Annotated in this window: 22 protein-coding genes; 13 read left to right on the top strand and 9 right to left on the bottom strand. The window is 49.0% G+C overall.

The window, feature by feature from the left end; translation table 11 throughout:
* Complete coding sequence (locus tag Q4491_RS08415) at positions 1-984, bottom strand: DUF58 domain-containing protein (RefSeq protein WP_218385349.1); 984 nt, start codon at positions 982-984, stop codon at positions 1-3.
* Complete coding sequence (locus Q4491_RS08420; RefSeq protein ID WP_303456411.1) at positions 981-1,946, bottom strand: MoxR family ATPase; 966 nt, start codon at positions 1,944-1,946, stop codon at positions 981-983. Before Q4491_RS08420 ends, Q4491_RS08415 begins: the two co-directional genes overlap by 4 nt.
* Before the next feature lie 777 nt (positions 1,947-2,723).
* Between Q4491_RS08420 and Q4491_RS08425 the strand changes: the two genes are divergently transcribed.
* The 7 genes from Q4491_RS08425 (at position 2,724) to Q4491_RS08455 (ending at position 10,848) form a co-directional block, all read left to right on the top strand.
* Complete coding sequence (locus Q4491_RS08425; RefSeq protein ID WP_192016831.1) at positions 2,724-3,464, top strand: SDR family oxidoreductase; 741 nt, start codon at positions 2,724-2,726, stop codon at positions 3,462-3,464.
* Positions 3,465-3,488: 24 nt separating this feature from the next.
* A complete protein-coding gene (locus Q4491_RS08430; protein WP_303456415.1) occupies positions 3,489-4,694 on the top strand; it encodes an acetyl-CoA C-acetyltransferase in 1,206 nt (401 codons plus the stop codon).
* A gap of 71 nt (positions 4,695-4,765) precedes the next feature.
* Entirely contained in the window at positions 4,766-5,113 is a 348-nt protein-coding gene (locus tag Q4491_RS08435; protein WP_046220227.1) for a phasin family protein, read from the top strand.
* Positions 5,114-5,184: 71 nt separating this feature from the next.
* The gene (gene phaC / locus Q4491_RS08440; RefSeq protein ID WP_192016833.1) at positions 5,185-6,969 is read left to right on the top strand and encodes a class I poly(R)-hydroxyalkanoic acid synthase; all 1,785 of its coding nucleotides are present in this window, start codon (positions 5,185-5,187) and stop codon (positions 6,967-6,969) included.
* A gap of 257 nt (positions 6,970-7,226) precedes the next feature.
* Entirely contained in the window at positions 7,227-8,579 is a 1,353-nt protein-coding gene (locus Q4491_RS08445; RefSeq protein WP_303456669.1) for a paraquat-inducible protein A, read from the top strand.
* Entirely contained in the window at positions 8,576-10,222 is a 1,647-nt protein-coding gene (pqiB, locus tag Q4491_RS08450; protein WP_192016834.1) for an intermembrane transport protein PqiB, read from the top strand. Before Q4491_RS08445 ends, pqiB begins: the two co-directional genes overlap by 4 nt.
* Positions 10,222-10,848: a membrane integrity-associated transporter subunit PqiC gene (locus Q4491_RS08455; RefSeq protein ID WP_218385360.1), complete on the top strand. Its 627-nt coding sequence runs from the start codon at positions 10,222-10,224 to the stop codon at positions 10,846-10,848. Before pqiB ends, Q4491_RS08455 begins: the two co-directional genes overlap by 1 nt.
* On the opposite strand, the gene Q4491_RS08460 is transcribed toward Q4491_RS08455, so the two are convergent.
* Positions 10,845-11,060 (bottom strand): acetyltransferase, encoded by a 216-nt coding sequence (locus Q4491_RS08460; protein WP_120512904.1) that lies wholly within the window; start codon positions 11,058-11,060, stop codon positions 10,845-10,847. The two genes, Q4491_RS08455 and Q4491_RS08460, sit on opposite strands and share 4 nt — an antisense overlap.
* A gap of 89 nt (positions 11,061-11,149) precedes the next feature.
* Here Q4491_RS08460 and Q4491_RS08465 point away from each other — a divergent pair, with 89 nt between their 5' ends.
* The gene (locus Q4491_RS08465) at positions 11,150-12,055 is read left to right on the top strand and encodes an ROK family protein (RefSeq protein WP_303456431.1); all 906 of its coding nucleotides are present in this window, start codon (positions 11,150-11,152) and stop codon (positions 12,053-12,055) included.
* A gap of 674 nt (positions 12,056-12,729) precedes the next feature.
* Here Q4491_RS08465 and Q4491_RS08470 read toward each other — a convergent pair.
* Entirely contained in the window at positions 12,730-13,890 is a 1,161-nt protein-coding gene (locus Q4491_RS08470) for an MFS transporter (protein WP_192016837.1), read from the bottom strand.
* 732 nt (positions 13,891-14,622) lie between these two features.
* Positions 14,623-15,570, bottom strand: a complete 948-nt coding sequence (ylqF, locus tag Q4491_RS08475; RefSeq protein ID WP_036758562.1) for a ribosome biogenesis GTPase YlqF — start codon at positions 15,568-15,570, stop codon at positions 14,623-14,625.
* 428 nt (positions 15,571-15,998) lie between these two features.
* On the opposite strand from ylqF, the gene Q4491_RS08480 reads away from it, so the two are divergent.
* The 5 genes from Q4491_RS08480 to secF all read left to right on the top strand — a co-directional run bounded on the left by Q4491_RS08480 (position 15,999) and on the right by secF (position 21,169).
* Entirely contained in the window at positions 15,999-17,204 is a 1,206-nt protein-coding gene (locus tag Q4491_RS08480) for a sodium:proton antiporter (protein WP_192016839.1), read from the top strand.
* Positions 17,205-17,292: 88 nt separating this feature from the next.
* Positions 17,293-17,730, top strand: a complete 438-nt coding sequence (locus tag Q4491_RS08485) for a potassium channel family protein (RefSeq protein WP_192016840.1) — start codon at positions 17,293-17,295, stop codon at positions 17,728-17,730.
* A 134-nt stretch (positions 17,731-17,864) separates the two neighbouring features.
* The gene (locus Q4491_RS08490; protein ID WP_303456443.1) at positions 17,865-18,332 is read left to right on the top strand and encodes a hypothetical protein; all 468 of its coding nucleotides are present in this window, start codon (positions 17,865-17,867) and stop codon (positions 18,330-18,332) included.
* A 72-nt stretch (positions 18,333-18,404) separates the two neighbouring features.
* The gene (gene secD, locus Q4491_RS08495; protein ID WP_303456446.1) at positions 18,405-20,252 is read left to right on the top strand and encodes a protein translocase subunit SecD; all 1,848 of its coding nucleotides are present in this window, start codon (positions 18,405-18,407) and stop codon (positions 20,250-20,252) included.
* A 2-nt stretch (positions 20,253-20,254) separates the two neighbouring features.
* The gene (secF, locus tag Q4491_RS08500; protein ID WP_192016843.1) at positions 20,255-21,169 is read left to right on the top strand and encodes a protein translocase subunit SecF; all 915 of its coding nucleotides are present in this window, start codon (positions 20,255-20,257) and stop codon (positions 21,167-21,169) included.
* A gap of 127 nt (positions 21,170-21,296) precedes the next feature.
* On the opposite strand, the gene Q4491_RS08505 is transcribed toward secF, so the two are convergent.
* The 4 genes from Q4491_RS08505 to Q4491_RS08520 are packed head-to-tail and all read right to left on the bottom strand — an operon-like array spanning position 21,297 to position 25,945.
* Positions 21,297-22,679 carry an ABC transporter ATP-binding protein gene (locus Q4491_RS08505; protein ID WP_303456449.1) on the bottom strand — a complete coding sequence of 461 codons (1,383 nt, stop codon included), beginning with the start codon at positions 22,677-22,679 and terminating at the stop codon, positions 21,297-21,299.
* Complete coding sequence (locus Q4491_RS08510) at positions 22,676-23,473, bottom strand: ABC transporter permease (protein ID WP_192016845.1); 798 nt, start codon at positions 23,471-23,473, stop codon at positions 22,676-22,678. Before Q4491_RS08510 ends, Q4491_RS08505 begins: the two co-directional genes overlap by 4 nt.
* Positions 23,470-24,423 (bottom strand): ABC transporter permease, encoded by a 954-nt coding sequence (locus Q4491_RS08515; protein WP_192016846.1) that lies wholly within the window; start codon positions 24,421-24,423, stop codon positions 23,470-23,472. The genes Q4491_RS08510 and Q4491_RS08515 overlap by 4 nt, the downstream gene beginning before the upstream one ends.
* Positions 24,416-25,945: an ABC transporter substrate-binding protein gene (locus Q4491_RS08520; RefSeq protein ID WP_303456454.1), complete on the bottom strand. Its 1,530-nt coding sequence runs from the start codon at positions 25,943-25,945 to the stop codon at positions 24,416-24,418. Before Q4491_RS08520 ends, Q4491_RS08515 begins: the two co-directional genes overlap by 8 nt.
* Positions 25,946-26,072: the final 127 nt, after the last annotated feature.

Raw genomic sequence — 26,072 nt, forward strand, 5'->3', positions numbered from 1 at the left:
TTACATCTTGTTCTGTACAGAAGGCTCAGACGCCGGGTGAAGCGCTTGAGTGCTCCCGATTTGTTTCAATAACGGAATGCCAGATGAAACAGCATGCAGAGGTATTGCCAGTGATGAAGCCAGCTCTGTCAGGTTCTGCAGGTGACGGGAAAATTGCTGCGCCATTTGCTCCCGGGTTCGCTGGGCCCCAAAATTAATCCAGGCCGACTGCTGGCTGTCAGTGACGAATTCACGGCCGCGAAAACCCGTGTCACCCAGCTCAAGAGGATCAAACAGGTGCACAAACTGCACTCTGTTATGGCTTCTTAACTGACTGAGCCGCTTTTTATCACTGGTCTGTAAAGCATAGAAATCACTCAGAATGACAATTTCACTGCCTTTAGGGCATAGGTGGTGCATGTGGCGCAGCACATCAGAAAATGTCAGCCCGTTATCCTCAGAGGCTTTTGAGTTGCTCTGATGCATGTTGATCATGGCATTGATAACTGCCAGCGGACCTTGCTGACGAGCCGTCGGTTTGCACTCACTTAACCTGTATCCGTTGTACACCAGTGCACCAATGCGATCCTGCTGCTGCACGGCCAGCCAGCTAAGCAGGCTGGCAAAGTGAGCAGCCTGTACCGATTTCAGCAACAGCTGGCTGCCAAAGCGCATACTCTGACTGAAATCAATCAGTAACATCACAGGCTGTTCGCGTTCTTCGCTGAACAATTTGGTATGGGTCTTTCCTGTCCGGGCTGTGACACGCCAGTCTATCGCACGAATGTCATCACCGGCCTGATAGGGGCGCACTTCAGTGAAATTCATGCCCCGGCCTTTTTGCCGGCTTTGATGTTGTCCATTGAGTTGAGACCACACGCTGCGAGCTGGAGGGAGCCACTTAACGGACTGATTTTTGTACTGTAACAGCTCGGCAAGGCACAATTCATACCCGTTACTGTGTGGTGGCAGCAGAGGGGGTGTTTTCGCCGTTGCTTTTATCATGCACTGGTTACCTGCTGAATCAGTGAATGAATGATGCTGTCTGGGGTGATGCCTTCAGCCTGTGCTTCATAGCTGAGCAGTAACCTGTGTCTCAGCACGGGATAAGCCATGCGCTGCACATCGTCCGGCGTAACAAAATCCCGACCATTTAACCAGGCGTATGCCCGTGCGCAGCGGTCAAGCGCCAGCGTTGCCCTTGGACTGACCCCCAATTGCAGCCAGGCTGCCAGTTCATCGCTGTAACGCTTTGGTTCGCGTGTCGCCATGATGAGGCGGATAATATAGTGTTCAATGTCTTCTGCCATATGGATCTGCAGTACTTCCTTGCGGGCACTGAAGATATCAGCCTGACTGATTTGCACGGCTTCAGAAGACTTGGGGATGTTGTCTTCCAGTGCTTCGCCGCGGTTCAGCCGTAAAATAGCAAGCTCACTGTCGGCATTTGGATAATCAACGTTCAGTTGCAGTAAAAAACGGTCCAGCTGGGCTTCGGGTAACGGATAAGTCCCTTCCTGCTCAATGGGGTTTTGTGTCGCCATCACCAGAAATAATGCTGGCAGAGGATAGGTATTCCTGCCTGCGGTGATCTGCTTTTCTGCCATTGCTTCAAGCATCGCGGCCTGAACTTTTGCAGGCGCGCGGTTTATCTCATCGGCCAGTAACAGCGAGTTAAAGATTGGGCCGGACTGGAACACGAATTCGCCGGTTTCGGGGCGGAAAATATCGGTCCCCGTTAAGTCTGCGGGCAGGAGATCCGGCGTGAACTGGATACGGTGAAAATCGCCTTCAATGCATTCGGCAAGAGTTTTGACTGCGCGTGTTTTGGCCAGCCCCGGAGGGCCTTCTACGAGGATATGTCCGTCTGCTAATAGTGCAATGAGTAATTGTTGCACCATTTCGGCCTGGCCAATGACCTGTTGTTGTAAGTATTGATCGAGTTGTTGGAAGGTCTTTGCAAGCATGTGTTTTTATCCCTTGGAGCGACTGTTTGTCCTGCACACTATGAGGCGTGTTGTATACGCCAATAACGTATTAAAAAGAATGACGTTATTGGTATTCGACTTTGTTCCGCCAGTGAAGTTCACAGTAAATATCAAGCAAATGATAAATGTTATTTCACTTTTTTACATTACAAGGTGATTTTTGTCACTAATCTGATAAAAAATGAAAAACAGGGAAAAATAATGAATTACTTAAAACTGTTTATCGTGAGGTCAGATGTGTTTTTTTTGTTGCACTAATGCTGCATTTATTTACCTGCCCATTAAAAATCACGTTCTCAACACTTATTTATGTACCAGCTTAAAACTGGTGCAACCTTGCACTAATAAAGTGCGATGAATCGAATTTTACGGCAAAAGAATTAATCCTGAAGCGTGAAACGGCTTGATTCATAGCATTTTGTAAACTTGGCATTTCTTATGCATTGAAATATTCCGTTAACAAATCGAACTTACTATGTAATCGATTAATTTCAATTGAGTTGATTCCATATAGGGATTTTATGAATAGCATGAATTCCCTGTGTTGATATCTATATGTGCTTATGTTCTTATAATGATTGTGCAATGGAAACTTCACACAAGTGACTTGTGGAGTGGATACGCTGCGTAATCGTGGTGCAGGGAACAAGTCTGGTTCAGATGTACAGCAGTAGGTTCTCTTCAGAAAAAATACAAAATCAACCATCAACGAGATGCGTTTTTTGTATTGGCAACGGATGGAAAGGAGTCTGGTAAATGACAAAGGTAGCATTAGTAACTGGCGCTAAAGGTGGTATTGGTTCTGCAATTACTCAGGGTTTAGTAGATGCAGGTTATCGTGTTATTGCCACATATTTCCCAACAGGTGAAGAGAAAGCCAAAGAGTGGTTTGCTGAAAATAACTACTCCGATTCTCAAGTTCGCTTATTCCCTCTGGATGTTACGGATGCTGCATATTGTGAAGAGGCACTGACTACTCTTTTAAAAGAAGAGGGTAAGATTGATGTGCTGGTTAACAATGCAGGGATTACCCGTGATAGTACGTTTAAGCGTATGACTGTCCAGCAATGGAAAGAGGTGATGTCCACAAATCTGGATAGCCTGTTTAACGTTACTCATCCTTTGTTTGCTTCAATGTGTGATAACGGATTTGGCAGAATCATCAATATTTCCTCTGTTAACGGCCTGAAAGGGCAGTTCGGCCAGGCAAACTATTCGGCGGCTAAGGCTGGCATGATTGGTTTCACCAAAGCACTGGCTGCAGAAGGCGCACGTTACGGTGTTACTGTTAATGCGATTGCACCAGGTTACACGGGTACACCTATGGTTGAAGCAATTAAGCCAGAAGTGCTGGACGCGATTAAAGCTGAAATTCCAATGAAGCGTCTGGCGCAACCCAATGAAGTATCAGCATCAGTGAACTTCCTGGCCAGTGATGCTGCAGCCTATATTACCGGAGAGACCCTCTCGGTAAATGGCGGCTTATACATGCACTAATTTAGTAGTAAGGATACTCGACACATGACCAAAGTTTATATTGTTGCAGCCAAACGTACTCCAATCGGCAGCTTTAATGGCGCACTGAAATCAGTCTCGCCAGCGCAACTCGCTGCTGTTGCTATCAAAGGCGCCATCGCTCAGGCAAATGTTGACCCCGCTAAAATCGACGAATTGATTTTAGGTAACGTAGTGGGTGCAGGCCAGGGCATGGGACCAGGACGACAGGCGGCAATTTTTGCAGGTATTCCTGATCAGGTTCCGGCCTACAGCCTGAACATGGTCTGTGGTAGTGGCATGAAGGCGGTAATGGACGCTGCTGCACACATTAAAGCCGGTGATGCTGAGTTGGTGGTGGCTGCTGGTGCAGAAAACATGTCGCAGATTCCGTTTACCGTACCTGCTTCCATCCGTGATGGACAGAAAATGGGCAATATGCAACTGACTGATTTACTGATTAACGACGGTCTGACCGATGTGTTTAATCAGTATCACATGGGTGTGACGGCTGAAAATGTCGTTGAAAAAGTGGGTCTGACCCGTGAACAACAGGACAACTTTGCGCTGGCAAGCCAGCAAAAAGCAGTCGTTGCTATTGAACAGGGCAAATTTGCAGAAGAAATCGTTTCTGTTGAAGTGAAAGTGCGTCGTGAGACGAAAACGGTTGATACAGATGAGTATCCGAAAGCCGATGCAACATTGGAAGGCTTGCAGAAACTGCGCCCGGCATTCAAACCTGAAGGTTCAGTAACCGCAGGAAATGCATCCGGTCTCAATGATGGTGCGAGTGCAATCATTGTGGCTTCTGCTGCCGCCGTAGAAAAATATGGCTTAACACCGCTGGCAGAAATCGAAAGTTATGCGCAAGCGGGTGTTGCCCCAGAAGTCATGGGTCTTGGCCCTGTACCTGCGGTAATGAAAGCCCTGGAGAAAGCCGATTTAAACATTGATTCAGTGGGTCTGTTTGAGTTTAACGAAGCCTTTGCCGGTCAGGCATTGGGCGTGTTGCATGAGCTGGCTGACAACTTGAATACCAAGGTCGAAGATTTGGCCGAACGTAGCAATGTTAATGGTGGTGCGATTGCCTTGGGTCACCCTCTGGGTGCATCGGGTAACCGTATTATTGTCAGTCTGCTGCACGAGATGCGCCGCCGTGGAACAGAGTATGGCCTTGCCACACTGTGCGTCGGTGGCGGTATGGGTACAGCTATCGTACTGAAAAGTGTCTAAACGACTCGTTAACTAACTGGCGTCAGTATTCACTGGCGCTGAAAATAGCACTTAAATTAAGGAAACATATTATGTATACGGAAATGTTTAAATCTTTCTCTGAGCAAACTGAAAAATCTCTGGCACCTTATGTGAAATTCAACAAGCTGTTCACTAAGAACGTGGAAGAGCTGACTGAGCTTCAACTGGCAGCGGTACGTGCTTACAGCGATTTGGGTCTGTCTCAGCTCAAAGCAATCAGTGAAATCAAGGATCTGCAGTCACTGACTTCTTTCCAAAGCCAACAGCTGGAAAACCTGACTAACCTGTCTAAACAACTGGTTGATGACAGCAACAAGTTTTCAGCACTGGCTCAAGGCTTCAAAACTGAAGTGGAAGAGCTGGTAGCAGAGAATGTAAAGCAAGTTACACCCGCTTAAGTTCTTTTCCTGTCTTAATGCCGTCCCGTCTTGCGGACGGCATTTTTAGTCCAAAAGCAGAGGTCATTGCGATGAACCCGAATTTTTTCACGGACTACTTTGCTAAACTCCAGGAAATGAACCAAGCGTGGTGGAAGGAGTTTGATTCCGGCAAGGCAGCCATTAATACTCCGCTCAATAAAGCGCTGAGTGAGTTGAATCTGGAAGACACAACGGCTTGGCTGGAAAATGCATCTGCGCAGCCTGCTGTTATTGCAAAAATTCAGATGGATTGGTTTGAAAGCCAAATGAAGATTTTGCAAAACGTCACTATGTCTGGTGACAATCAGGATGTTGTTACTCCGGCGCATGATGATAAACGATTTATCGATCCTGCCTGGCAAAACGAAGCTTTTTACAACTGCATCAAGCAATCTTATTTGCTGTTCAGCAATAAGATGAAAGAGACCATTGATTCTATTGAAGGTCTAGACGATAAAGCGAAAGAACGTTTGAACTTCTTTTCGCGTCAGGCTATTAACGCACTATCGCCGACCAACTTTATTACCACCAACCCTGAGCTGGCAAAACTGACGGTTGAAACCAATGGTCAGAATCTGATTAAAGGGATGGAACTGCTGCATGAAGACATGCAGTCCAGTGCGGATGTACTGAAAATTCGCATGACAAATGGCGATGCATTCCAGGTGGGCGATAATATTGCCAACACGCCAGGACAAGTCATTTTCAAAAATGACTTGTTTGAACTTATTCAGTATAAACCGCTGACAGAAACCGTGAATGCGACCCCTGTACTGATTGTTCCGCCGTTTATCAACAAATATTACATCATGGATCTGCGAGAAAAGAACTCTATGGCTCGCTGGCTGGTTGAGCAGGGACATACTGTCTTTATGATTTCATGGCGTAATCCTGATGCGACAATGCAGGATGTGGATTTCGATACCTATGTATTGGAAGGTGCGCTAAAAGCATTGGACGTTGTCGAAAGTGTTAGCGGTGAAAATCAAATTCATACCGTAGGCTATTGTATTGGCGGTACATTGTTGGCGTCAGCGCTAGCGTACAGCTCTGCGAAACGTATGCGTAACCGTGTGAAGTCTGCCACTTTCTTTACCACAATCCTCGATTTCTCTCAGCCGGGTGAAATTGGCGCTTATATCAATGATCCGATCATTTCGGCCATTGAAGCCCAGAATGAGCTGAAAGGCTATATGGACGGTCGCTCACTGAGTGTGACCTTTAGTCTGCTGCGTGAAAACAGCTTGTACTGGAACTATTACGTCAACAATTACCTGAAAGGTAACAGCCCAATTGATTTTGATCTGCTGTTCTGGAATGGTGATAGCACCAATGTGGCCAAAGCGTGTCACAGTACACTGTTACGTCAGTTCTATCTGGAAAATAAACTGATGGATCCTAAAGGGTATAAAGTAGGTGGCGTGTATATTGATTTGTCGAAGATCAAAGTACCGACTTACTTTATCTCTACTCAGGAAGATCATATTGCTCTGTGGCAGGGCACTTATCGCGGCTCGAAAGTACTGAAGGGTGATTCAGTGTTCGTGCTGGGTGAGTCCGGTCATATTGCAGGTATTATTAATCATCCTGACAAAAACAAGTATGGTTTTTATACCAACGATAACGCTGAATCTGATCCCGAAGCCTGGTTAGCGGGGGCGACCCACCACGACGGATCATGGTGGCAACACTGGAATACCTGGTTGAATGGCTTTAATTCTGAAGAGCAGGTATCTGGCCGTGATATCGGTAATGAAAGCTTCCCGCCCATAGGTCCAGCGCCTGGTGATTATGTGAAGCAAACACTGCCGATTGAGTTTTCAAACCCAAATTAATCGTTTGATAACAGTATCGACATTGCAAAAACCAGTGGCATGCCACTGGTTTTTTTATGGTTGAAACGCAAGCGTTGTTTACTCGTCTGAATCATTGGTGTCTGCCCAGGACAGCAGGCTAAAGTGCCTGTCCCAACAATACTCGTCTGCAAGATTCATCTCTCTGTATTTGAACGCTTTATCTCTTAAGAAATACCCTCATTTAAAGCGTCCCTATCTATACTGGTTTTATGACTACCCAAAGAGGTAAGGACGGCATGCATCACGAGCAGCAAACTGCAGGGATAACTGGGTGTGAGGAATGCGGCTTGGTGGTTGCATTGCCTGTGTTAGAACAGGGGCAGCGTGCATGTTGTCCGCGTTGCGGGCATTTGCTGATGAAAACCATCAAACATCCTCAGCAGCGGACATTTGCCTATGGTATCGCTTGCCTGGTAATGCTGGTACTGAGTGTCAGTTTTCCTTTTATGTCCTTCAGTGTGCAAGGTATTCAGCAAGAAATTACCCTGATGCATTCTGCTCAGATGCTCGCTCAGTTCGAGAACAGTTTATTAGGCTTGTTACTGTTAATGACTGTTGTCATTTTACCGGCTTGTTATATCACTTCTGTTTTATACCTCTATTGGGTAAGTACAGAACATGGAAAGATTGATAGCGACAGTGTCAGCCACAGAGTCAAAAGCTTGTGCCGGCTGACTCTTCGTATCGAACCCTGGCTGATGGTGGATGTTTTCCTGATAGGCATTCTGGTCAGCCTGATCAAAATTGCTGCGCTGGCTGATGTCGGACTGGGCATGTCATTCTGGGCATTTTGTCTTTATACCATGCTGGTTGTGAAATGTGTTGCCATGGTTGACAGAACCTGGCTCTGGCTGCAGTTTGCCCCTATGGTGCCATTGCCGGATGTAAAAGCTGGCGACAGCCACCATTCTCATAACCATATCTCCTGCCATACATGCGCGCAGCTAAACCCTATTGCTGATGGGCACCAGCAAAGGTGTATTCGCTGTGGTGGGAAGCTGCACCCTTATCACCCGGCTAAAAACCTGCAATATGCCTGGGCGTTATTACTGGCTTCGGCTGTCTTTTTATTCCCGGCAAATCTGTATCCGATGATGTACACGGTAAGTTTGGGTAAATCAGAAGGCTCAACCATTATTGGTGGGGTTGTGCTGCTCTGGCATCACGGGTCCTATCCCATCGCCATGGTGATCTTTATCGCCAGCGTGGTGATCCCTTTGGCGAAGATCTTTGCTCTTGGATGGCTCTTTTTTGCGGCAGCGCGAAACATTGACGATGAAGAAAGAAAAGCCATACGGCGTTTAAAGCTATACAGGATGGCTGAGTTTATCGGCCGGTGGTCGATGATTGATATTTTTGTTGTGGCGCTTCTTGTTGCTTTGGTGCAGTTACAGAATTTGATGGCGATTTATCCGGGACCGGCAGCGCTGTCTTTTGCCTCGGTTGTCATACTAACCATGTTAGCGGCGATGGTATTTGACCCGCGTGTTTTCTGGCAAAACCTGCTGCCAGGAGAAAAAACAGTTCAGTCCACCAAGCCGGTACAAGGTGCGAATACGACCATTATTCATAAGGAACCCCATTCATGAGCGATCAAACGCCGCCAAAAGCTGAAGTCAGTCAGATTCGACAGCTATCACTGATCTGGCTGGTCCCGATTGTTGCTGTATTGATTGGCTTTTGGATGCTGATACAGTTTCTGGCCAGTAAGGGCCCTGAAGTAACACTTAAGCTCAATACCGCAGAAGGTCTCGAAGTGGGTAAAACTGAAATCAAAGCTTTGAATGTCAAAGTGGGTGTCATTACCAATGTAAAACTCAGTGATGATTACAATTCAATTTTAGCGACCGCCCAGATGGACAAAGACGCCGCCAGAATGTTGAGAACCGACACGCGGTTTTGGGTGGTGAAACCACGTATCGGTAAGGAAGGGATCTCCGGGTTAGAAACCTTATTATCCGGTGCGTATATTGAATTGCAGCCCGGTGTGAAGAGTGATGAACAGCGAACATTTACTGTCCTGGATATTCCTCCGGTAGCACCGTTGGATGCGAAAGGCTTACGTCTGATCCTGACCCATAATGAGGCAGGAAAGCTAAGCGTTGGTGATCCTGTTCTTTACGAAGGGTTTACTGTCGGTCGGGTGGAGCAGGTCAGCTTTGATACTCAGTCTAAAAAAGCGAATTATCAGCTATTTATCTTTGAACCTTATGACGGTCTGATTCGAAAGCGCACCCGATTCTGGTTAACATCCGGTGTGGAGCTGAACATGTCGGCAGAGGGCTTTAATCTCAAAATCGGTTCGGTGGAATCTCTCATCACTGGAGGCGTGAGTTTTAATATTCAGCAAGGCGCCGATCCTGGCGAACTTATCACCAAACAGCTCAGCCGGTTCCGGCTTTACAACAATCAGAATGAAGTGCGGGAGCGTTATTACGATCAGTACCTGGAATATGTGTTGCTGTTCGACGAATCGGTACGTGGTTTGAGTGAAGGGGCGCCAATTGAATATCGCGGAATCCGCATTGGTACTGTGTCTAAAGTGCCCTTACGCTTGCCCAACCAAACTCGCGGCTTTTCCAATCAGCAAATTCCGGTACTTGCCAGATTAGAACTCGCGCGAGTGCAGGAGTATGTAGGGACTGAAAACCTGCAGGCATTACAAGAAGATCTCAGTCATCAGTTTCGGGAAGGCTTACGTGCTTCATTGAAAACCGCTAATTTCTTAACCGGGCAATTAATGGTGGATGTCGAGTTTTACCCGGAAGAGCCGGATCCCAGGCTGCTGACCTACCAGGAATATGATGTTTTTCCCACCAAAGCCGGCGGGTTTGCAGAGATTCAGAAGCAGGTCGCTTTGTTACTCGATAAGCTAAATAACTTACCCGTGGAAAGCACTCTGAAGGGGCTGAATCAGACGCTGGCCGCGACAGAGCGTACTTTGAAAGCCGCCGAGCAGGCTGCAAAAAGTGTGAATGTGTTGCTTGCACAGCAGGATACAAAAGCCATACCAGCGGAACTGCGAAACAGCCTGGCTCAGATTCAGGCGACGTTAAACAGTTACGGTTCTGATGGTGCTACTTACCGGAATCTCGAACAGGTGCTGATACGGTTTGAGCAGGTGATGAAAGAGTTGCAACCGGTACTAAGACAAGTGAACGACAAACCTAACTCGCTGATTTTTTCAGACAGTAAAGGTAAAGATCCGATACCCGCAGCAGGAGTAGAATAATGAAATTTCGTCACTGTTTACTGTCTGCCGTTTGGCTGGCTGGGTTGGTATTGACAGGTTGCAGCAGTCAGCCCGAAGAATCGGACATCACGACGTATTTATTGCCTCAGTCGTCTGAGCAATCGGTGCCGGCGTTAGTCACACAACAGCCAATATTAGTGATATCACCGGTTGAGATGGCGCTGCATTTGACGGGTACAGGGCTAGTTTATCAAACTAGTCACACGGCTGTGGTTCAGGCGCAGCAAAATCTGTGGGCAGAAGATATTACCCGCCAGCTCACGCGGCGCATTAACGGTGATCTGCGTCTGAAGCAGTCACGCTACTGGCCGACAGAGTTATCGGCAGCGATAAAAACGGCCAATGTGCCTAAACTGCAAGTCAGGGTAAACGCCTTTAATGGCCATTTCAGCGGTTCGGCGTATTTCAGTGGTGAATGGATTTTGACAGGACAAAGCGGAGACCTGAAAACTGTGCAGCCATTTAGTTTTCAGGTTCCTTTAAAAGAGCCGGGGTACAGTGCACAGGTGGATGCCTTGTCGGAAGCAGTAAATCGGCTTACCACTCAGATCGCTCAGCGTGTGTCAGCTATGACTTTGTATTCCGGGGAGCGCAGCAGCCTTTAGCGTTGCTGTAATCGGTAATACCCGTTCATCCAGCACTCGGGCAACCCTTCACCTGACGGGAAAGCCAGGTGCTGTTTGTCCATTGAGACAGGATCAGCCAGATCTTCACCGGACTGAAACTGTACAGTGACATGGCGCTTAAAGGGGTTGGTGAGTGAGGCCATGTCTACCACATCAACCAGATCCCCGGTTTTCGCTTCTTTCAAAAACATAGTACCAACCTCCTGCAGTCATCAGGTCATGGAAGGGGTATTCTAATTATGGTCGATTTTATCTCAGGCGTGGAAAAGGACGATTTTTAATGGATCAGTATTATTGGGGCATAGATCTGGGAGGCACAAAAGTGGAGTGCGCGGTGATGGCACGCTCAGAGGATCGCTGCGTACTTCGCGAGCGCATTCCCAGTCAGGCAGAGAAAGGCTATGCACATCTTCTGCAACGAATAAAGTTGCTGGTGGATAGCTGTGCGGAGCAGCTTGGCTGTTACCCGAATGCGATGGGTTTTGGTACGCCGGGTGCGTTGGATCCTGCTACAGGCGTAATGAAAAACTGTAATTCCACGGCGTTAAATGGTCAGCCTCTGGATGCTGACCTGGCTCAGTTATTGAACGTGAAAGTCAGGCTGGCTAACGATGCGAACTGCCTTGTGCTTGCAGAAACACAATTAGGTGTGGTTCAGCAAGTGAGCCCTGATGCTAACGTTGTTTTTGGTATCATCATGGGTACTGGTGTGGGAGCTGGGATTGTCGTTAACGGCAAAGTTATTAATGGCTTGCACGGCATAGCCGGTGAGTGGGGACATAATGTTATCGAGCCAGAAGGGCTAGCCTGTTATTGCGGAAAATACGGCTGCCTCGAAACCGTGATATCCGGGCCAGGTTTGGAGCAGGTTTATCATGCCAGAACCAGCGAGCACTTATCTTTGAGCGAGATTATGCGACGGGCTCAGCAGGGCGATGTTGATGCAAGGTATGTGGAGGAGCGATTAATTCATTATTTTGGCCTTGCAGTTGCACAGGTGATTAATATTCTGGATCCTGATGTGATTATCGTCGGCGGTGGTGTTGGCAATATCGATAAGTTATACGATGAGGGCAGGCAGGCGATAATGCCGCACTTATTTAATTCCGTATTAAAAACCCCTGTTGTGAAACCGATTTTAGGGGACAGCGCAGGTGTTTTTGGTGCTGCAATGTTAGTGAAATAAGCAAAGTGTTTTCTGCCAAGCAGCAAGATAATGGCATGCCTTGGGATATCGTCCTTGCTTCTTGTAAGAGATATCTCACAAGGATGTGGGAGATTACGTTTATTTCATTGCTGTTAATTCTCATGGGAAATAAATTAATCTTTATCATTCAATCTGATAGGTTTAATTACTGCGTTGTTACTTTAATTGACATGCAAAGTGTGATCTCCGTTCGTTGCGCAGAATCCTGAATCGAGTAATCTGTACCGAGTCGGAAGGAACTGACGGAACGGAACAGGAACAGGCCACGGATTTTGGCAGTCTCAGGATGAGACAGGTACATCAGGAAGGTGTATCGACAAGGACTGTGAAGGGAACAATCGGATGGATTCGATTCAGTAGGTAGGATGCTTACTGGTCAGGATGACACAAGGACCACTTCGGGAAGAAGTAAGGGACACCTCCAGGACGGAGAAGAGAGTTGTAACAGGACGTTGCAATGGGTCAGGGTAAGACCAAGTGGAACACCTCCGGGACGGAGTTTTAGGGAAACGCTGAAGGATACAGCAATATCAAGGAATGATGCAGGGAGCACATTAGTAGCTGGATTGCTGCAAGTAAGACCTAAGGGCGCAACGAAAGTTGCGCCCGCTCTTTTTTATAGCCAGAAATTTTTGTATCCCGAAAACTTCCTGTCAACCCGCTACAATCTGTGGTTTCTGCTTCAGACTGACAATCAACATATAAACCGCCGTGCTGGCCAAAGCAACAAAGAAGAAGTTGTTCAGTCCATGCTCTTGTTCCAAAAAGGTACCGGCGACCAACGGACCGGCAACAGAACCGAAGCTGTAGCTGAAGAGCATGATCTGTGTTGCTGAAACTATCACTGATGAATCCAGCTCATCACATGCCAGTGAGATTGCAATCGGGTACAGAGCAAAAGAAGACATACCCAATAGCGCCAAACCCACCACCATAATACTGTAACCGGGAATAAGGCTCATCAGTCCGGTTGCAAAAATACCTAACAGACAGGCCGCTGCCATCAGCAGGGTTTTGCTCATCTTACAGGATAACGCGCTGACAACAGGTTGAATGGCCATGCCACCCAGAACGGTCGAAGCCATTAAGCCACCGATTTGCTCTGCTGTCAGGTTTTGCATCTGCAGCGAAATGGGCAAAAGACCATATACCGAGCTCATGACAATACCTGAGACGAAACAACCCAGTACCGCAGGTTTGCTCAATGCAAAAATCTGGCGGGCAGACAGGCTGATGTGTTGTTCGCAAGCCGGTTGCGACTGCTTGCATGCCAGCGCGGGAATTGCCGCCAGGGCGATCAAACCCAGAATACTGACAAAGGGCAGCAATCCTTCCACACCAATGAAGCCAATGCCAAACTGCCCCAGAGTGCCGCCGCCGTACAAGGCTGTCATGTATAAACCCAGGCGTTTGGCGCGCTCTTTTTTGTTATCGCCAATCAGAAGCCAGGATTCAACGACCACAAAGATGCCTGCCACAGCGATACCGGCCACAAAGCGTGCCATCAGCCAGGTCAGCTGTTCAGGCACTATCGGCATAATGACAATAGTGACTGCCAGCAGTGCCAGAAAACTGATAAAGGCAATTCTGTGCCCGGCACGAGCCACCACTTTTTCGACCAGCAATGCGCCAATCAGCAATCCTAAATAAAACGTACTGGCCAGCCAACTGGCCAGAGAAGCAGGCAAAGCAAAAAAACTTAACGTCAGTGGGATCAGGCTCATTAGATAACCTGATGCAATAGCAAAAATCGCCAGGCCGGCAACCGGTACAAAAATACCGCCGGACTGACGCGTAGCAGTGATATGACTCACTACACTAATCTCCAAATTAAAGGGTGCAGGCCTTGCAGGGGAGCTGTTTGGGTCTACAGCTTTGGGTGGACCTGCGCAAAGACGTTACAGGCGATGCCTGTGTATATGGCGCAGAATATGGACTGAAAAACGATGAAGGTAAAATGAGAAAAAGTAATATCCAGAGCCGGTTTTTCTCACACATATTATATGGAAAAATAGCTATTTAGAGCTGTTAGTGTTTAATAAGGTTAAATTAGTGTTAATTTTAGTTTTGTTTATTATTTTTCAATAGGTTATTGGTATTAAAAATAGAATTTAGCCAATTATTTAGATGTGTAAATATTTGTTGTCTATCAAATAGTTGTGGTTGATTTTTAACCAGGAAAAGGCTGGCAGCATAAAATAATTTCTTTTTTGCCTAATTGTCAGCATTAGTCTCGTGAAAAGAAGCCTGGTAGTTCTTTTTGGTGCAAAGATTCACTTATTCAGTGCAAATTTTTATGGTTGTTTTTGGTTAGTAAGCGGAAGGGATTATAATAATCTATTTAAAATCAATGAATTAAAAAGTTGGCACGATGTATGCTTTCTTATGATCAGGCTGTGGTGGTGAAAACTTGTAATCTTGCAGGTCATTGATTACAAGCGATCTCCATGCCACTGCAGACTACTGAGTGTAGGTACATTTTGTCGATGATTGACTGTGGTGCTGTTCCGCGTAGCGGGGGAACAGCACCTTTTTTTATGCGGCGTTTATCGCTTGTTTCTCAGATAGCGTTTGCGTCTTTCTTCTTTGTTCTTGGCTTTATCGGCCGCTTTACGTTCATTATCCAGAGCGACATCAATCAACTCCTGAGTGATCATTTCAGGCCGTTCCATGGTGATTTGTCCCAGTGTGCCATTGCGCAGCTCATTGATCAGAATCTCGGACGCTTTGTGTAAATCTACTTTGCCGCCTGAACGCAAGCAGCCACGTTTACGGCCAATGGCTTCCATCAGCTCAATTTCAGATTCCGGTAATTCATCTTCCAGCTCGTAACGCTTCTGCAAAAGGCTCGGGTAGGCGTCTTTTAAATATTCCACCGTAAAGAAAGCCACATCAATATAGTCCATGGCGGTATCTTTTACGGCACCGGTAGCGGCCAGACGGAAACCACTGTGCGGGTTTTCTACTTTCGGCCACAAAATACCCGGAGTGTCAGACAGTACAATGCCGTTTTGCAGATTAATGCGCTGTTGCTGACGGGTAACGGCTGGCTGGTTGCCTGTAATGGCAACTGATCGGCCCGCGAGGGTATTGATGATGGTCGATTTGCCGACATTGGGAATACCCATGATCATGGTGCGAATGTTTTTGCCCATTTCTTCACGGTTGGGCGCCAGCTTACGGCACAGCTCCAGAATCTTGTGAACTTCATTCTGGTTTTCTGTGGTGATCGCCATGGCTTTCACATTGTGCTCTTTCTCCAGATGCGCAATCCACAGCTCTGTCATTTCCGGATCGGCAAGATCGCGTTTGTTAAGCACCTTAATAACCGGTTTATCGCCGCGCAAAGATGCAATCAGCGGGTTTTCGCTGCTGAAGGGGATGCGGGCATCAAGCACTTCAATAATGACGTCGACTTTTGGAATGGCTTCTTCAATTTCTTTACGGGCTTTGTGCATATGGCCCGGAAACCATTGGATAGTTGTGCTAGACATTTGAAAAATAAACCTTTTACTTGTAATGGTAGTGCTTTGAGTTTGAAAGCGCTTTTCAATATCGGGTAAGGCACACCTCAAAAAACTGATGTTTCTGATGGTGGTTCACCTGCTCAGAAAACAACCCTCAAAGTCACAATGAATTGCAGTGATCTTAACACTATAACGACTGGACGTGGTAGGTGGATGGCGCGAGTGGTTTGTCTGATGTCAATGATTCAATTGATCTCATGGCTGCGAATCTTTAGTGAATTGAAACGAAACAGCCTTGGGAAATCTTATCGTTCTGTTGAGTTATTGTCGAATAGCTGCCATACCATATTAAGGCTGAATGACAGGCAGTGCGCAATACTGAATGCTACAACTCTGGTTACAATTTAACTCAAACCTGTTCGCGTGTGCCTTCATGCAATAGAAGGGGAGGATGAATGCAACACCATGAATTGCTTATTTTCTTTGCGTTATTACTGTTTGCATTTGGCTTATTTTCAAAGCTGGCGGAACGCAATTGGCTGACCGGTCCCATGGTATTCATGAGTATCGGTATTCTTGCAAGCCCATTGGCATTGAACCTCTTTAGCGTGGCACCAGAGCTGGAAGCGGTCACACTGATTGCTGAACTTGCACTGACAATTGTACTGTTCACTGATGCATCACTCATTGATTTGAAAACGCTTTCGCATTCATCGTCCAGAGTTCCCGCGCGTTTACTTCTGATTGGATTACCTCTGACGATGCTATTTGGCACGGTACTCGGTGTGTGGATGTTTGACGGCAACAATATCTGGGCAATCACACTGATGGCGCTGATTTTGTCACCTACTGATGCGGCTTTGGGACAGGCTGTGGTTAAAAGTAAAGAAGTGCCGAATCACGTCAGACAGTCAATCAGTGTGGAAAGTGGACTCAATGATGGTATCGCGTTACCGCCGATACTGTTTTGTCTGGCTATCCTGAGCGCAGAAGCAAAAGGCGAAGGATCGGAGTGGTTACATTTTCTGTTCATGCAAGTGACTCTGGGTCCTGTTGTGGGTCTGGCCGTCGGTTATCTTGGCGCGAAGCTGATAGAGCATGCAGCTCGTCATGACTGGATGGATGAAGGCTTTTTACGTTTGTCGGCATTACCTATGGCTATTCTGGCGTACGCATTTGCTGAGAGCACCGGTGGGAACGGCTTTATTGCTGCATTTTGCGGGGGAGTCGGGCTGCGTCTTGGCACAATTTCTGTTGAAATCCGGCATCAGATGCAGGAATTTGCAGAAACCGAAGGTTTGCAGCTTGTCCTGGTGATATTTCTGATCTTTGGTTTGGCAATGGTGCCTGATGCCGTTTCTTACTGGGGGTGGACAGAGCTTGTGTATGCACTGGCTAGCCTGACTGTTTTACGCATGCTTCCTGTTGCGGTTTCTCTGCTTGGGGCAAAGCTTGACTGGCCGTCCATCTGGTTTATTGGCTGGTTTGGCCCAAGAGGAATTGCGTCGGTGCTGTATGTGCTAATGGCTCTGGCTGCGATTGGTTTCAACGGGTATGAGCAGATCATGTCAGTGATTGTGTTGACGGTGGCAATCAGCGTTTATGTACACGGACTCAGCGCTGTGCCGCTGAGTAAGCGGTTTGGCAGCAGGCGAAGTTGATTGCTTTCCGATATCGTAAGGTGATCAGCGTTTTCTGTATCGTTAGCACAGGTGTAACTGACGGGGGTCCATCAGATGGAGGGATAGCATGTTGATCAACATTATTCTGGGTATCAGTGTCATGCTTCTCTGCCTGATGTTCCAGAGTTTACTGCTGGTTGTGTCGTTATCTTTTTATGTCAGTCATCATGTCTGGGTAGAGAGCCCGCGGTTGGGGTCGCGTTTGCTCTTGCTGATGAGTGTGATGACGCTTTTGCTCATAGGCAACCTCGTACAGATTGGTGTTTGGGCCTGGCTGTTTTACGGATTAGATGAGTTCACTGATTTTGCAACGGCTTATTATTTTTCTTGTGTGAACTTCGCCACCTTGGGATATGGCGATATTGTGATGTCCGACCGCTGGCGTTTATTAGGGCCGATTGAATCGTTAAACGGGATTGTCATGGTGGGTGTCTCCACCTCGACTCTGTTATGGGCGCTACAGGACACACTGCGAATCATGAATCAGGAAAAGCGAACAGACTGAGTGGACGGTGAAAACTTAGCAGCGTGACCAGAATGCTGAACCAGTTATCGAACTAACCCGTGTTGCCAACATTTTACTTGAGCGCGGTCACACTCGGACTTATAGTGCGGTGTTGATTATTGAGTTGGCATTTTATGTCCTGGCATATTATTCGCGTGTTCTGGTTATCGTTTTTTGCGCTGTTCTTCTCTGCGCAGGCGATGTCGTGTCTGGATGGTCAAGACACTGAAGCGACGGCTAAGCGCTTAGTCGTTGCAGAATCCCGTCTGATCGATGCCATTCTCAGCGAACCGACTTCCCGTCAAAACAAATCCTCTGATTCAGCACCGGCAACTCAATCACAGCATTCTGGCTCTGCGGTCGCCATTCTTCATTCTGTCCGCTGGCACATCTCGCAGCGATACAATGTTCATGACGGTGACTCGGATCGTCTTGATCTGGCTCCGCCTTGGTATCCGGTCAGCGACGCCCGTCTGTTGCAGCGTTTAGCTCAGTCACCCAGATACCTGGCTTATCAGGATTTTCGCCCTTCTTATCGTCTTTCCGGCTGGAAAGAAACCAACGCCATGTATGTGGCACTGAACAGCCATTACTTCAGCTGATAGTCCCTTTCAAATTAGTGACATCGTCACATTTCTTGTTTTTTAACTCGGCACATTGCTGAGGGGATATTGATGAAGAAAAATCATACCAGAGCATCAGTACGGGTGCTGAATCATTACGCTGCCTGGAAATATGTGGTGCTGGCGGTAACCGTTGTGATGCTGACATTCAGTGCCATTCCGACCTGGTACGGCGAGCAGCCGTCTATTCAGATCCAGTCGGCCAGCGCCGGAAGTGAGCTGAATCATGTAGCCAGCGTGAACCGATACCTGAAACAGCAGGGCATTGAGGCACAGGAAATTAAGCAGCAAAACAATCAGATGGTCATCGTTTTTGATAACGAATCTGATCAGTCTAAGGCACGTGAAGCGCTGGATAAGCGGGTGAAAGAAGGTGATAACATCACCTATTCATACGTCTCCGTGGCACCTGAGTGGTTCGGAAAAATGGGCTTCAGCCCGATTCAGCTGGGTCTGGACTTACGCGGTGGCGTGCAGTTCCTGCTTAATGTCGACCTTGATACTGCGTTTCAGGAACAGCGCGCTGCGATAATGGATGATGTGACAGAGATGCTGCGCAGTGAGCATCTGCGCGGGGTACGCATCAAACAGCACGATACGGATGGTTTCAGCGTTGATACCAAAGCAGAGACAACAGACGCCACGGTGCTGAACCAGATCAGCCAGTATGTGAAAAAGCATTATCCGGGTTGGGATGTCAAGCGGGGTTCAGACAGCCTGACCGTAATGCCGACCAAACAAAACAAGCTTGATTTCCAGTCGGCGACGCTGCAGCAGAACCTGAAGATCATGCGTGATCGTATTGAAGAGCTGGGCATTACCGAAGCACTGGTTCAGCGTCAGGGCGAGCACAGTATTCGCATTGAGCTGCCTGGTGTGCAAGACCCGTCACAGGCTAAAAATGTTATTGGTGCCACCGCCAGTCTGGCATTTTATGAAGTGAGATCGGATTTCGAAGCAGGTTCCGGTGATGTGATCAGACTGAAAGATAACAGTGGCCGCACTGTGATTCTGAATAAACGTCCGGTACTGAGCGGCGAACATATTGTGAATGCGCGGGCAGGTATGGATCAGGTAGGGTTCTCGGAAGTGAATATTTCGCTTGATCATGCCGGCGGCAAGATCATGAGCGATTTCTCGGGCAAACATATCGGTAAGCCGATGGCGACCGTCTACCGTGAATACAAAACCAATGCCAGGGGTGATACCGAGCGCAGCGAGCGCGTTATCAGTGTTGCTACCATTCAGTCGCAGTTGGGTAACCAGTTCCGTATTACCGGAGCGGGTTCCCCGGATGAAGCGCAGCAACTTGCTTTGCTGTTACGTGCTGGATCGCTGACGGCGCCGGTGACTATCGTCGAAGAACGCACTATAGGCGCATCGCTGGGTGCGGAAAATATAGAAAACGGCTTTTCCGCACTGGCACTGGGTATGGCGCTGACGCTGACCTTCATGGCCTTGTGGTATCGCCGGCTTGGCTGGGTGGCCAATGTCGCGCTGATGGCAAACATGATGTGTCTGCTGGGCCTCATTGCATTGCTGCCGGGTGCTGTGCTGACTCTGCCGGGGATCGCCGGACTGGTGCTGACGGTGGGTATGGCGGTGGATACTAACGTGCTGATCTTCGAGAGAATCAAAGACAAACTGGCAGAAGGCCGAAGCTTAGCTCAGGCCATAGACCTGGGGTTTAGCAGTGCATTCAGTACGATACTGGATGCCAACATCACGACTATGATTACCGCACTGATTCTGTACTCCATCGGAAACGGGCCTATTCAGGGCTTTGCTTTGACATTAGGGCTGGGACTGCTGACCAGCATGTTTACCGGCGTGTTTGCTTCACGGGCATTGATTAATCTGATTTGGGGCCGCGACAATCGTCGTGATGTGAGGGTGTAAAGATGGCTGGTTATTTGAAATCCCGGATTCGGAATATCCGTTACATCACCAGTATTGTGTCTATCGCGCTGATGGTGATTTCGCTGGCAGCTTTTGCCATCAGAGGTCTGAACATGGGGCTGGATTTTACCGGCGGCATGGTGACCGAGACGGCGATCAGCCGATCGGTCACCAGCCATCAATTGCTGGATGTGCTGAAACCGGCGCTGGGTGATTCTACCTCAGTGACAAAGTCCGGGGCTGACGGGCGCTGGGTAATTCGCTACGCATTGCCAGAACAAGGGGGAGAAGCAGGACAGACAGTCCCCGATGTTGAGCAGTTGCTGCATCAGGTGTCCGGCCAGGTGGAGATCATCAGCAACAGCATGGTGGGATCTCAGGTCGGACAGGATCTGGTTGAGCAGGGAGGATTAGCACTGCTGGTGTGCATCCTGTGTATTTTGGGTTACCTCTGTTTCCGTTTTGAGTGGCGGCTGGCCAGCGGGGCCTTGCTGGCGCTGATGCACGACGTCGTCCTGGTGTTGGGCTTTTTTGCGCTGACCCAGATGGAATTTAACCTCACGGTATTTGCTGCAGTGCTGGCAATTCTGGGTTATTCGCTTAATGATTCGATCATTATTGCAGACCGGATTCGCGAAATGCTGGTGGCGAAACAGCAAACGCCGACGCCGGATATCAATGATCAGGCGGTGATTGCGACGTTTTCACGTACCATGGTGACCTCAGGAACCACGCTGATCACCGTTGCCGCGCTCTGGTTAATGGGCGGGGCACCCTTGGAAGGTTTCGCGACCGCAATGTTTATCGGTATTATTTCCGGTACATGGTCATCGATTTCGATTGGGACTGTTTTGCCTGAATGGTTAAAACTGGAGCCAAAACATTATCTCCCGGCTGAGGTCGATTCGGCGCCTTAGTTTGCTGTTGCTAAGAGAGGTCAGCACACGCTGACCTCTCTTTTTTTGCTTTACTGTTAAAATCTGGTGTGCCCTTGTCATTGCCAGATTTCAACACCTGTCTCAATCTTCCCGAGTCGGTTTATTTCTACAACGCAATGATCTTGTGACAGGTTTTCTCCAGCGCTATTTTGTCATGGCTGATAAGCACTAAAGCACAACCCACCTCCTGAGTCAGTTCCACAATCAGCTGGAGCGTACTGGCCGCCGTAATAGGGTCGAGACGCGATGTCGGCTCATCGGCGATCAGTAGCTTAGGTTTCATCAGCAATGCCCGCAGAATGGCAAAGCGCTGCAGTTCACCACCAGAGACCTGAGTTGCTTTACGGCTCAGCAGATCGTCTGAAAGTGCCAGTCGCTGCATCAGCGGCTGAATATTGCGGGTATCCAATTGATGGTGAAGGCACAAATCATTGAGCAGAGTTTGCAGCGTGGCGCTTTTGGCAAGCGCGCTGGGGGGATCCTGATACAATTTCAGTGCATCACCTGTTCTGAGCTGCTGTTTATTGATAATGCGCCCCGTCGAGGGGCTCTGTAAACCCAGTATCAGATCCGCGAGTGTTGATTTACCACAACCACTGTCGCCGCTGATGCCGAGAATCTCACCTTCTGCCAGGGTAAAACTCAGATCGCGGAACAGGGTTTTATCACCAAATTGCATGGTAAGCGATTCGGCTTCTATCAGCGGTTGGTCTGTGTCCGGCAGTCTTGCCTGCGGCCAGAAACGGGGATCGGCGGCAATCAATGCTTTGGCGTACGCCGATTCCGGCTGCTGCAGGAGGCGTTCTGCCGGACCGCGCTCCTGAATCACACCTTTTCTCATCACTATGATTTCCCCACCTAAGCGCTGGGCGACTTCAATATCGTGGGTAATGGTCAGAACGGCGCCTCGTTGTTTGTGGCTGACGAGTTGCCCGATGATCTGATCTTTGCGGCTGGCATCCAGCCCTTTGGTTGGCTCATCGGCGATCAGCAGCTCACCGCCTGCCTGCGTTGCACACAGGTACGCCACCCGTTGCGCCATGCCCCCGGAGAGCTGGTGCGGGTACTTCGCCATGTCCTGATCCAGCTCCACGCTGGTGAACGCGCGCTCGGTCTGTGATTGTGCCTGCGCTGGGTCATTATTGACTATCTCATGCACTTCACGGACCTGTTCACCCACGGCCATCAGCGGGCTCAGTGCATACCAGGGCTCTTGCGGCAGTACCGAGAGTTTTTTTCCCCAAAGCTTCTGCCGCTCGGACAGACTCAAATTCTGCTGGGCCTGTCCGAACAGACTGATACGCCCTTGCATCGACAGTGTGCCGGGCAGGGTGCCGATAATGGCATTGGCTAACAGGCTTTTTCCTGAGCCGGTTTCACCGAGGATAGTGACGGCTTCACCTTGTCGCAATGCGAAGGAAAGCGGATTGACCAGCATTTGCTGCTGTGCCTGTACCGAGAGGTGTTCGACATTTAATAGTATGCTCATGACTGCTTACCTTGTGCCAGCAGGTGGAAACTCATCACCAATAAAAAGACCACCGCGATGGGCTGCATCAGCACCCAGGGGGCCTGCTGGTAATAGCGGAACAATTCCACCATCATCAGGCCCAGCTCGGCTTCGGGCGGCTTGAGTCCGACATAGAGAAAACCGATGGAGGCCAGTGCCAGAATGGCATTGCCGGCGCCAAAACAACCCAGAGTGAACAGATCTGTTTTCAGCTCTGGCCAGAGATGGCGCTTGAACTGGTACCACACGCCGAAACCATAAAGGCGGGATGCTTCGATCTCCGCAGAGCGCAGCAGCACCAGTGTACGGCTGCGAACGACCCGGAAATATTCAACCCAAAGCATCAGTGAAATCGCCAGATACAGGATCATAAAGGAGCCCGGCACCATAGCGCCAAACAGCAGCACCAGAATCAAACCCGGCAACGACAGCAAGATGTTCACCAGCCAGGACAGGGTTTTATCCCACCAGCCGCCTTTCCATGCTGCGATGATGCCAGTCAGCAGGCCGAGCGCCGCAGAAGTCGCCACACTTACCAGTGCCATCAGCAAAGATGTTGTGATGGCGCTGCCAAGGCGGGCAAAGTTACTGCGCCCGTAATGGTCGCGGCCCAGCGGTTCCTGCCAGCTCGGCGCAGCAAAAACCTGAGACAGCGATTGCTGCGCCGGATCGCCACGGAAAACCAGTGTTTCGATTGCGGTGAACAGTATCAGTGCGGCAAGTACAGAGAGACCCAGCCACTGACTGCGGGATAGCGATGTGAATACTGTCATGCCATCACCTGCTGCTTAGCCAGCCGCTGGCGCGGATCAAGCAGGTACTGTGAGATATCTACCAGTGTATTGATGGCAACAAACAGCAGGCCCATCAGCAGGGCGGCACCCTGGATCACAGGAATATCGCGACGAAAAATCGCGTGAGATAAAGCATGGCCGATACCGGGCCAGGAGAACAGCGATTCAATCATCACAATACCTTCCACCAGGCTGACAGCCTGAATGCCAACGAAAGCCATTACAGGCAGCGCAATATTCAGCTGACCGTGGCGGGTAAAAGCCTGTTCGTGGCTCAGCCCTTTCAGTCTGGCAAACTGAAAGTAGGGAGCGTTCAGCACCTGATGTGTTGAGTTGCGGATCATGCGGCTCGACATGGCCGCCATACTGAGTGCCAGTGCAAGTGCGGGCAACACCAGATATTCCGGACTGCCGAAACCAGCCACAGGGAACAGGTTGAAATGTAAGGCGAATACCAGAACGAGCAGCAGGCCAATCAGAAATACCGGCTGGGCTTTAATGATAATGGCGCTGAACAGTGCAACATGGTCGCTCCACTGATTGACGCGGCGCCCGCAATACAGACCGACCGGAATCGCAATGAGCAGCGACAAACCAGTGGCTGCTGCCGCCAGCAGTAATGAGTGACCTAACTGATGAGACAGCGCCTGTACCACAGGTTCGCCGCTAACCAGAGAGTTACCCAGGTTAAAGTGCAGCAGATCCCACAGCCAGTTGAAATATAACTCAATGCCGGAGCGATCCAGCCCCAGCTCAGTCTGAACGGCTTGTGCTGCTTCGGCATCGACGTAGTCGTAGCCATAGCGTCCTGCTGCAATACGATAAGCGATGTCACCCGGAATCAGACGCATAAGCACAAAGGTCAGTGTGCCGACAGACCAGGCGACAAACAGTGCCTGGCAGACACGAGAAAACAGAATCTTAATCATTGAACTGCATCTCCGACACCCGGTAATTGATTTCAAACGGGTCGAATGAGAAGTCACTGATCTTGTCGTTTACCGCAACAATCTGACGGTAATAGGTTACCGGAATCAGCGGCATTTCATCGGCCAGTAAGCCGGCAGCCTGCCGGGCCAGCTGGCGATATTTAACTGAATCTGGCTCAGCAGCCAGCTGCGCAAGCAGGTGACTGAAGGTTGGCGAAGACCAGTGCATCGGTCCCCAGTCTGAGCCTTTTTCAGTGGCGAAGTCATTCATCAGCAGAGGCAATGGGTCTGCCAGGGTACCGAAGTTACGTGCGATCAATGCCATTTCCAGACTGTTATCATTATGCTTGGCCGGGATCGCGCTGGAGTTATCAATAGAAATCTGAACATCAATACCCAGCTCACGCCATTGTGCCTGGAGCGCGGTACTGATCAATGGCAGTTCCGGGCGGTCGGAGTATGTGACAAGCTGAATACGGAAAACCTTGCCGTCTCTTTCCAGCAGACCTTGATCGTTGGCATGCCAGCCTTGTTCCGCGAGCAGGTCTCTGGCCCGTTCAAGGTTGCGCTTAGCCGTGGCTTGCTGATCGATATGCCAGGCCCCTAATGCCGGAGAAAATAGCTGATAGGCTTCCGAGCCCGGTAAACGCAGCACCGATTGCGCAATCCCTTCCCGGTCCAGCGCCAGACTCAATGCCTGACGCACCGATTTGTGGTTGAGAAACGGATGTGCATTGTTGAGTTTTACCAGCACAGTACGCGGCATGGACTCCACATGCAGCTGCAGATTGTTGGCGGCTTTCAGACTCTCAATACTGATAGGGTCCAGCGTGTAAACCAGATCCATCTGACCACTTTGCGCCAATAATGCCCGGCTTTCAGGGCGGTGGCCTGCCAAATACTCAACGGTTTCAATGTGTGCTTTTTGGCCCCAGTAGTCGGAAAAGCGGCTGGCCTTAGCTTTGTGTGGCGGCTGCAGCTCTTCGATTTGATACGGACCTGTGCCCTGAAGTGCCACTATCTTACCGCTATCGCTGAAAGAACCGGGGATCACGATAGCGGTAGAGTAGTGCGCCAGAACAGAAGGCAGAGCGCGGAATGGGCGGTCCAGCGTGATTATCACCTGGTTATCTCTGGCCTGAATCGACTGTATAGGCACCTGGCGAATAACACCCGGCTTACGAAGCGCCTGATTGAGTGACTGAGCTGCAGCTTCGGCCGTCAGCAGGCCGCCATTGTGGAATTTGACTTCAGGTCGGATGCTGAATATCCAGTTCAGGCCGTCTGCACTTTGCTGCCAGCTGTCTGCCAGCAGCGGATAGAGTTCTGCCTGTCCATTGATGCCGACAAGTGATTCCACCACTTGCAGGCGGGAAAACAGATATCCGTCTTTCGACATATCCTGGCTGTTAAATTCAAACGGGCCGGAAATGGCCAGAGTCTGGTGGGCCGGCGAAGATGGTTTCCAAAATATGAGGATGCCAGCCGCCACCACTAAGGTGAGCAATAAGATTTTTTTCATGTTCCTTCAAATTGTTTTGTTATAACATAACAATATTGCAGCATGAGAAAGGTTTTCATGTCCAGCAGAATTTTTATGGAGCATAAGAAAAGTGAATGATCTCGAAGACTAATGGCTGAAAACAGGT

Origin of the sequence: Photobacterium sp. 2_MG-2023 (assembly GCF_030547675.1) — a bacterium.
Lineage (GTDB): Bacteria > Pseudomonadota > Gammaproteobacteria > Enterobacterales > Vibrionaceae > Photobacterium > Photobacterium arenosum.

Bases quoted from the DNA above. Each gene is read 5' to 3' on its own strand.
- Q4491_RS08415 (WP_218385349.1), bottom strand. From the start codon at position 984: ATGATAAAAGCAACGGCGAAAACACCCCCTCTGCTGCCACCACACAGT.
- Q4491_RS08420 (WP_303456411.1), bottom strand. From the start codon at position 1,946: ATGCTTGCAAAGACCTTCCAACAACTCGATCAATACTTACAACAACAG.
- Q4491_RS08425 (WP_192016831.1), top strand. From the start codon at position 2,724: ATGACAAAGGTAGCATTAGTAACTGGCGCTAAAGGTGGTATTGGTTCT.
- Q4491_RS08430 (WP_303456415.1), top strand. From the start codon at position 3,489: ATGACCAAAGTTTATATTGTTGCAGCCAAACGTACTCCAATCGGCAGC.
- Q4491_RS08435 (WP_046220227.1), top strand. From the start codon at position 4,766: ATGTATACGGAAATGTTTAAATCTTTCTCTGAGCAAACTGAAAAATCT.
- phaC (WP_192016833.1), top strand. From the start codon at position 5,185: ATGAACCCGAATTTTTTCACGGACTACTTTGCTAAACTCCAGGAAATG.
- Q4491_RS08445 (WP_303456669.1), top strand. From the start codon at position 7,227: ATGCATCACGAGCAGCAAACTGCAGGGATAACTGGGTGTGAGGAATGC.
- pqiB (WP_192016834.1), top strand. From the start codon at position 8,576: ATGAGCGATCAAACGCCGCCAAAAGCTGAAGTCAGTCAGATTCGACAG.
- Q4491_RS08455 (WP_218385360.1), top strand. From the start codon at position 10,222: ATGAAATTTCGTCACTGTTTACTGTCTGCCGTTTGGCTGGCTGGGTTG.
- Q4491_RS08460 (WP_120512904.1), bottom strand. From the start codon at position 11,060: ATGTTTTTGAAAGAAGCGAAAACCGGGGATCTGGTTGATGTGGTAGAC.
- Q4491_RS08465 (WP_303456431.1), top strand. From the start codon at position 11,150: ATGGATCAGTATTATTGGGGCATAGATCTGGGAGGCACAAAAGTGGAG.
- ylqF (WP_036758562.1), bottom strand. From the start codon at position 15,570: ATGTCTAGCACAACTATCCAATGGTTTCCGGGCCATATGCACAAAGCC.
- Q4491_RS08480 (WP_192016839.1), top strand. From the start codon at position 15,999: ATGCAACACCATGAATTGCTTATTTTCTTTGCGTTATTACTGTTTGCA.
- Q4491_RS08485 (WP_192016840.1), top strand. From the start codon at position 17,293: ATGTTGATCAACATTATTCTGGGTATCAGTGTCATGCTTCTCTGCCTG.
- Q4491_RS08490 (WP_303456443.1), top strand. From the start codon at position 17,865: ATGTCCTGGCATATTATTCGCGTGTTCTGGTTATCGTTTTTTGCGCTG.
- secD (WP_303456446.1), top strand. From the start codon at position 18,405: ATGAAGAAAAATCATACCAGAGCATCAGTACGGGTGCTGAATCATTAC.
- secF (WP_192016843.1), top strand. From the start codon at position 20,255: ATGGCTGGTTATTTGAAATCCCGGATTCGGAATATCCGTTACATCACC.
- Q4491_RS08505 (WP_303456449.1), bottom strand. From the start codon at position 22,679: ATGAGCATACTATTAAATGTCGAACACCTCTCGGTACAGGCACAGCAG.
- Q4491_RS08510 (WP_192016845.1), bottom strand. From the start codon at position 23,473: ATGACAGTATTCACATCGCTATCCCGCAGTCAGTGGCTGGGTCTCTCT.
- Q4491_RS08515 (WP_192016846.1), bottom strand. From the start codon at position 24,423: ATGATTAAGATTCTGTTTTCTCGTGTCTGCCAGGCACTGTTTGTCGCC.
- Q4491_RS08520 (WP_303456454.1), bottom strand. From the start codon at position 25,945: ATGAAAAAAATCTTATTGCTCACCTTAGTGGTGGCGGCTGGCATCCTC.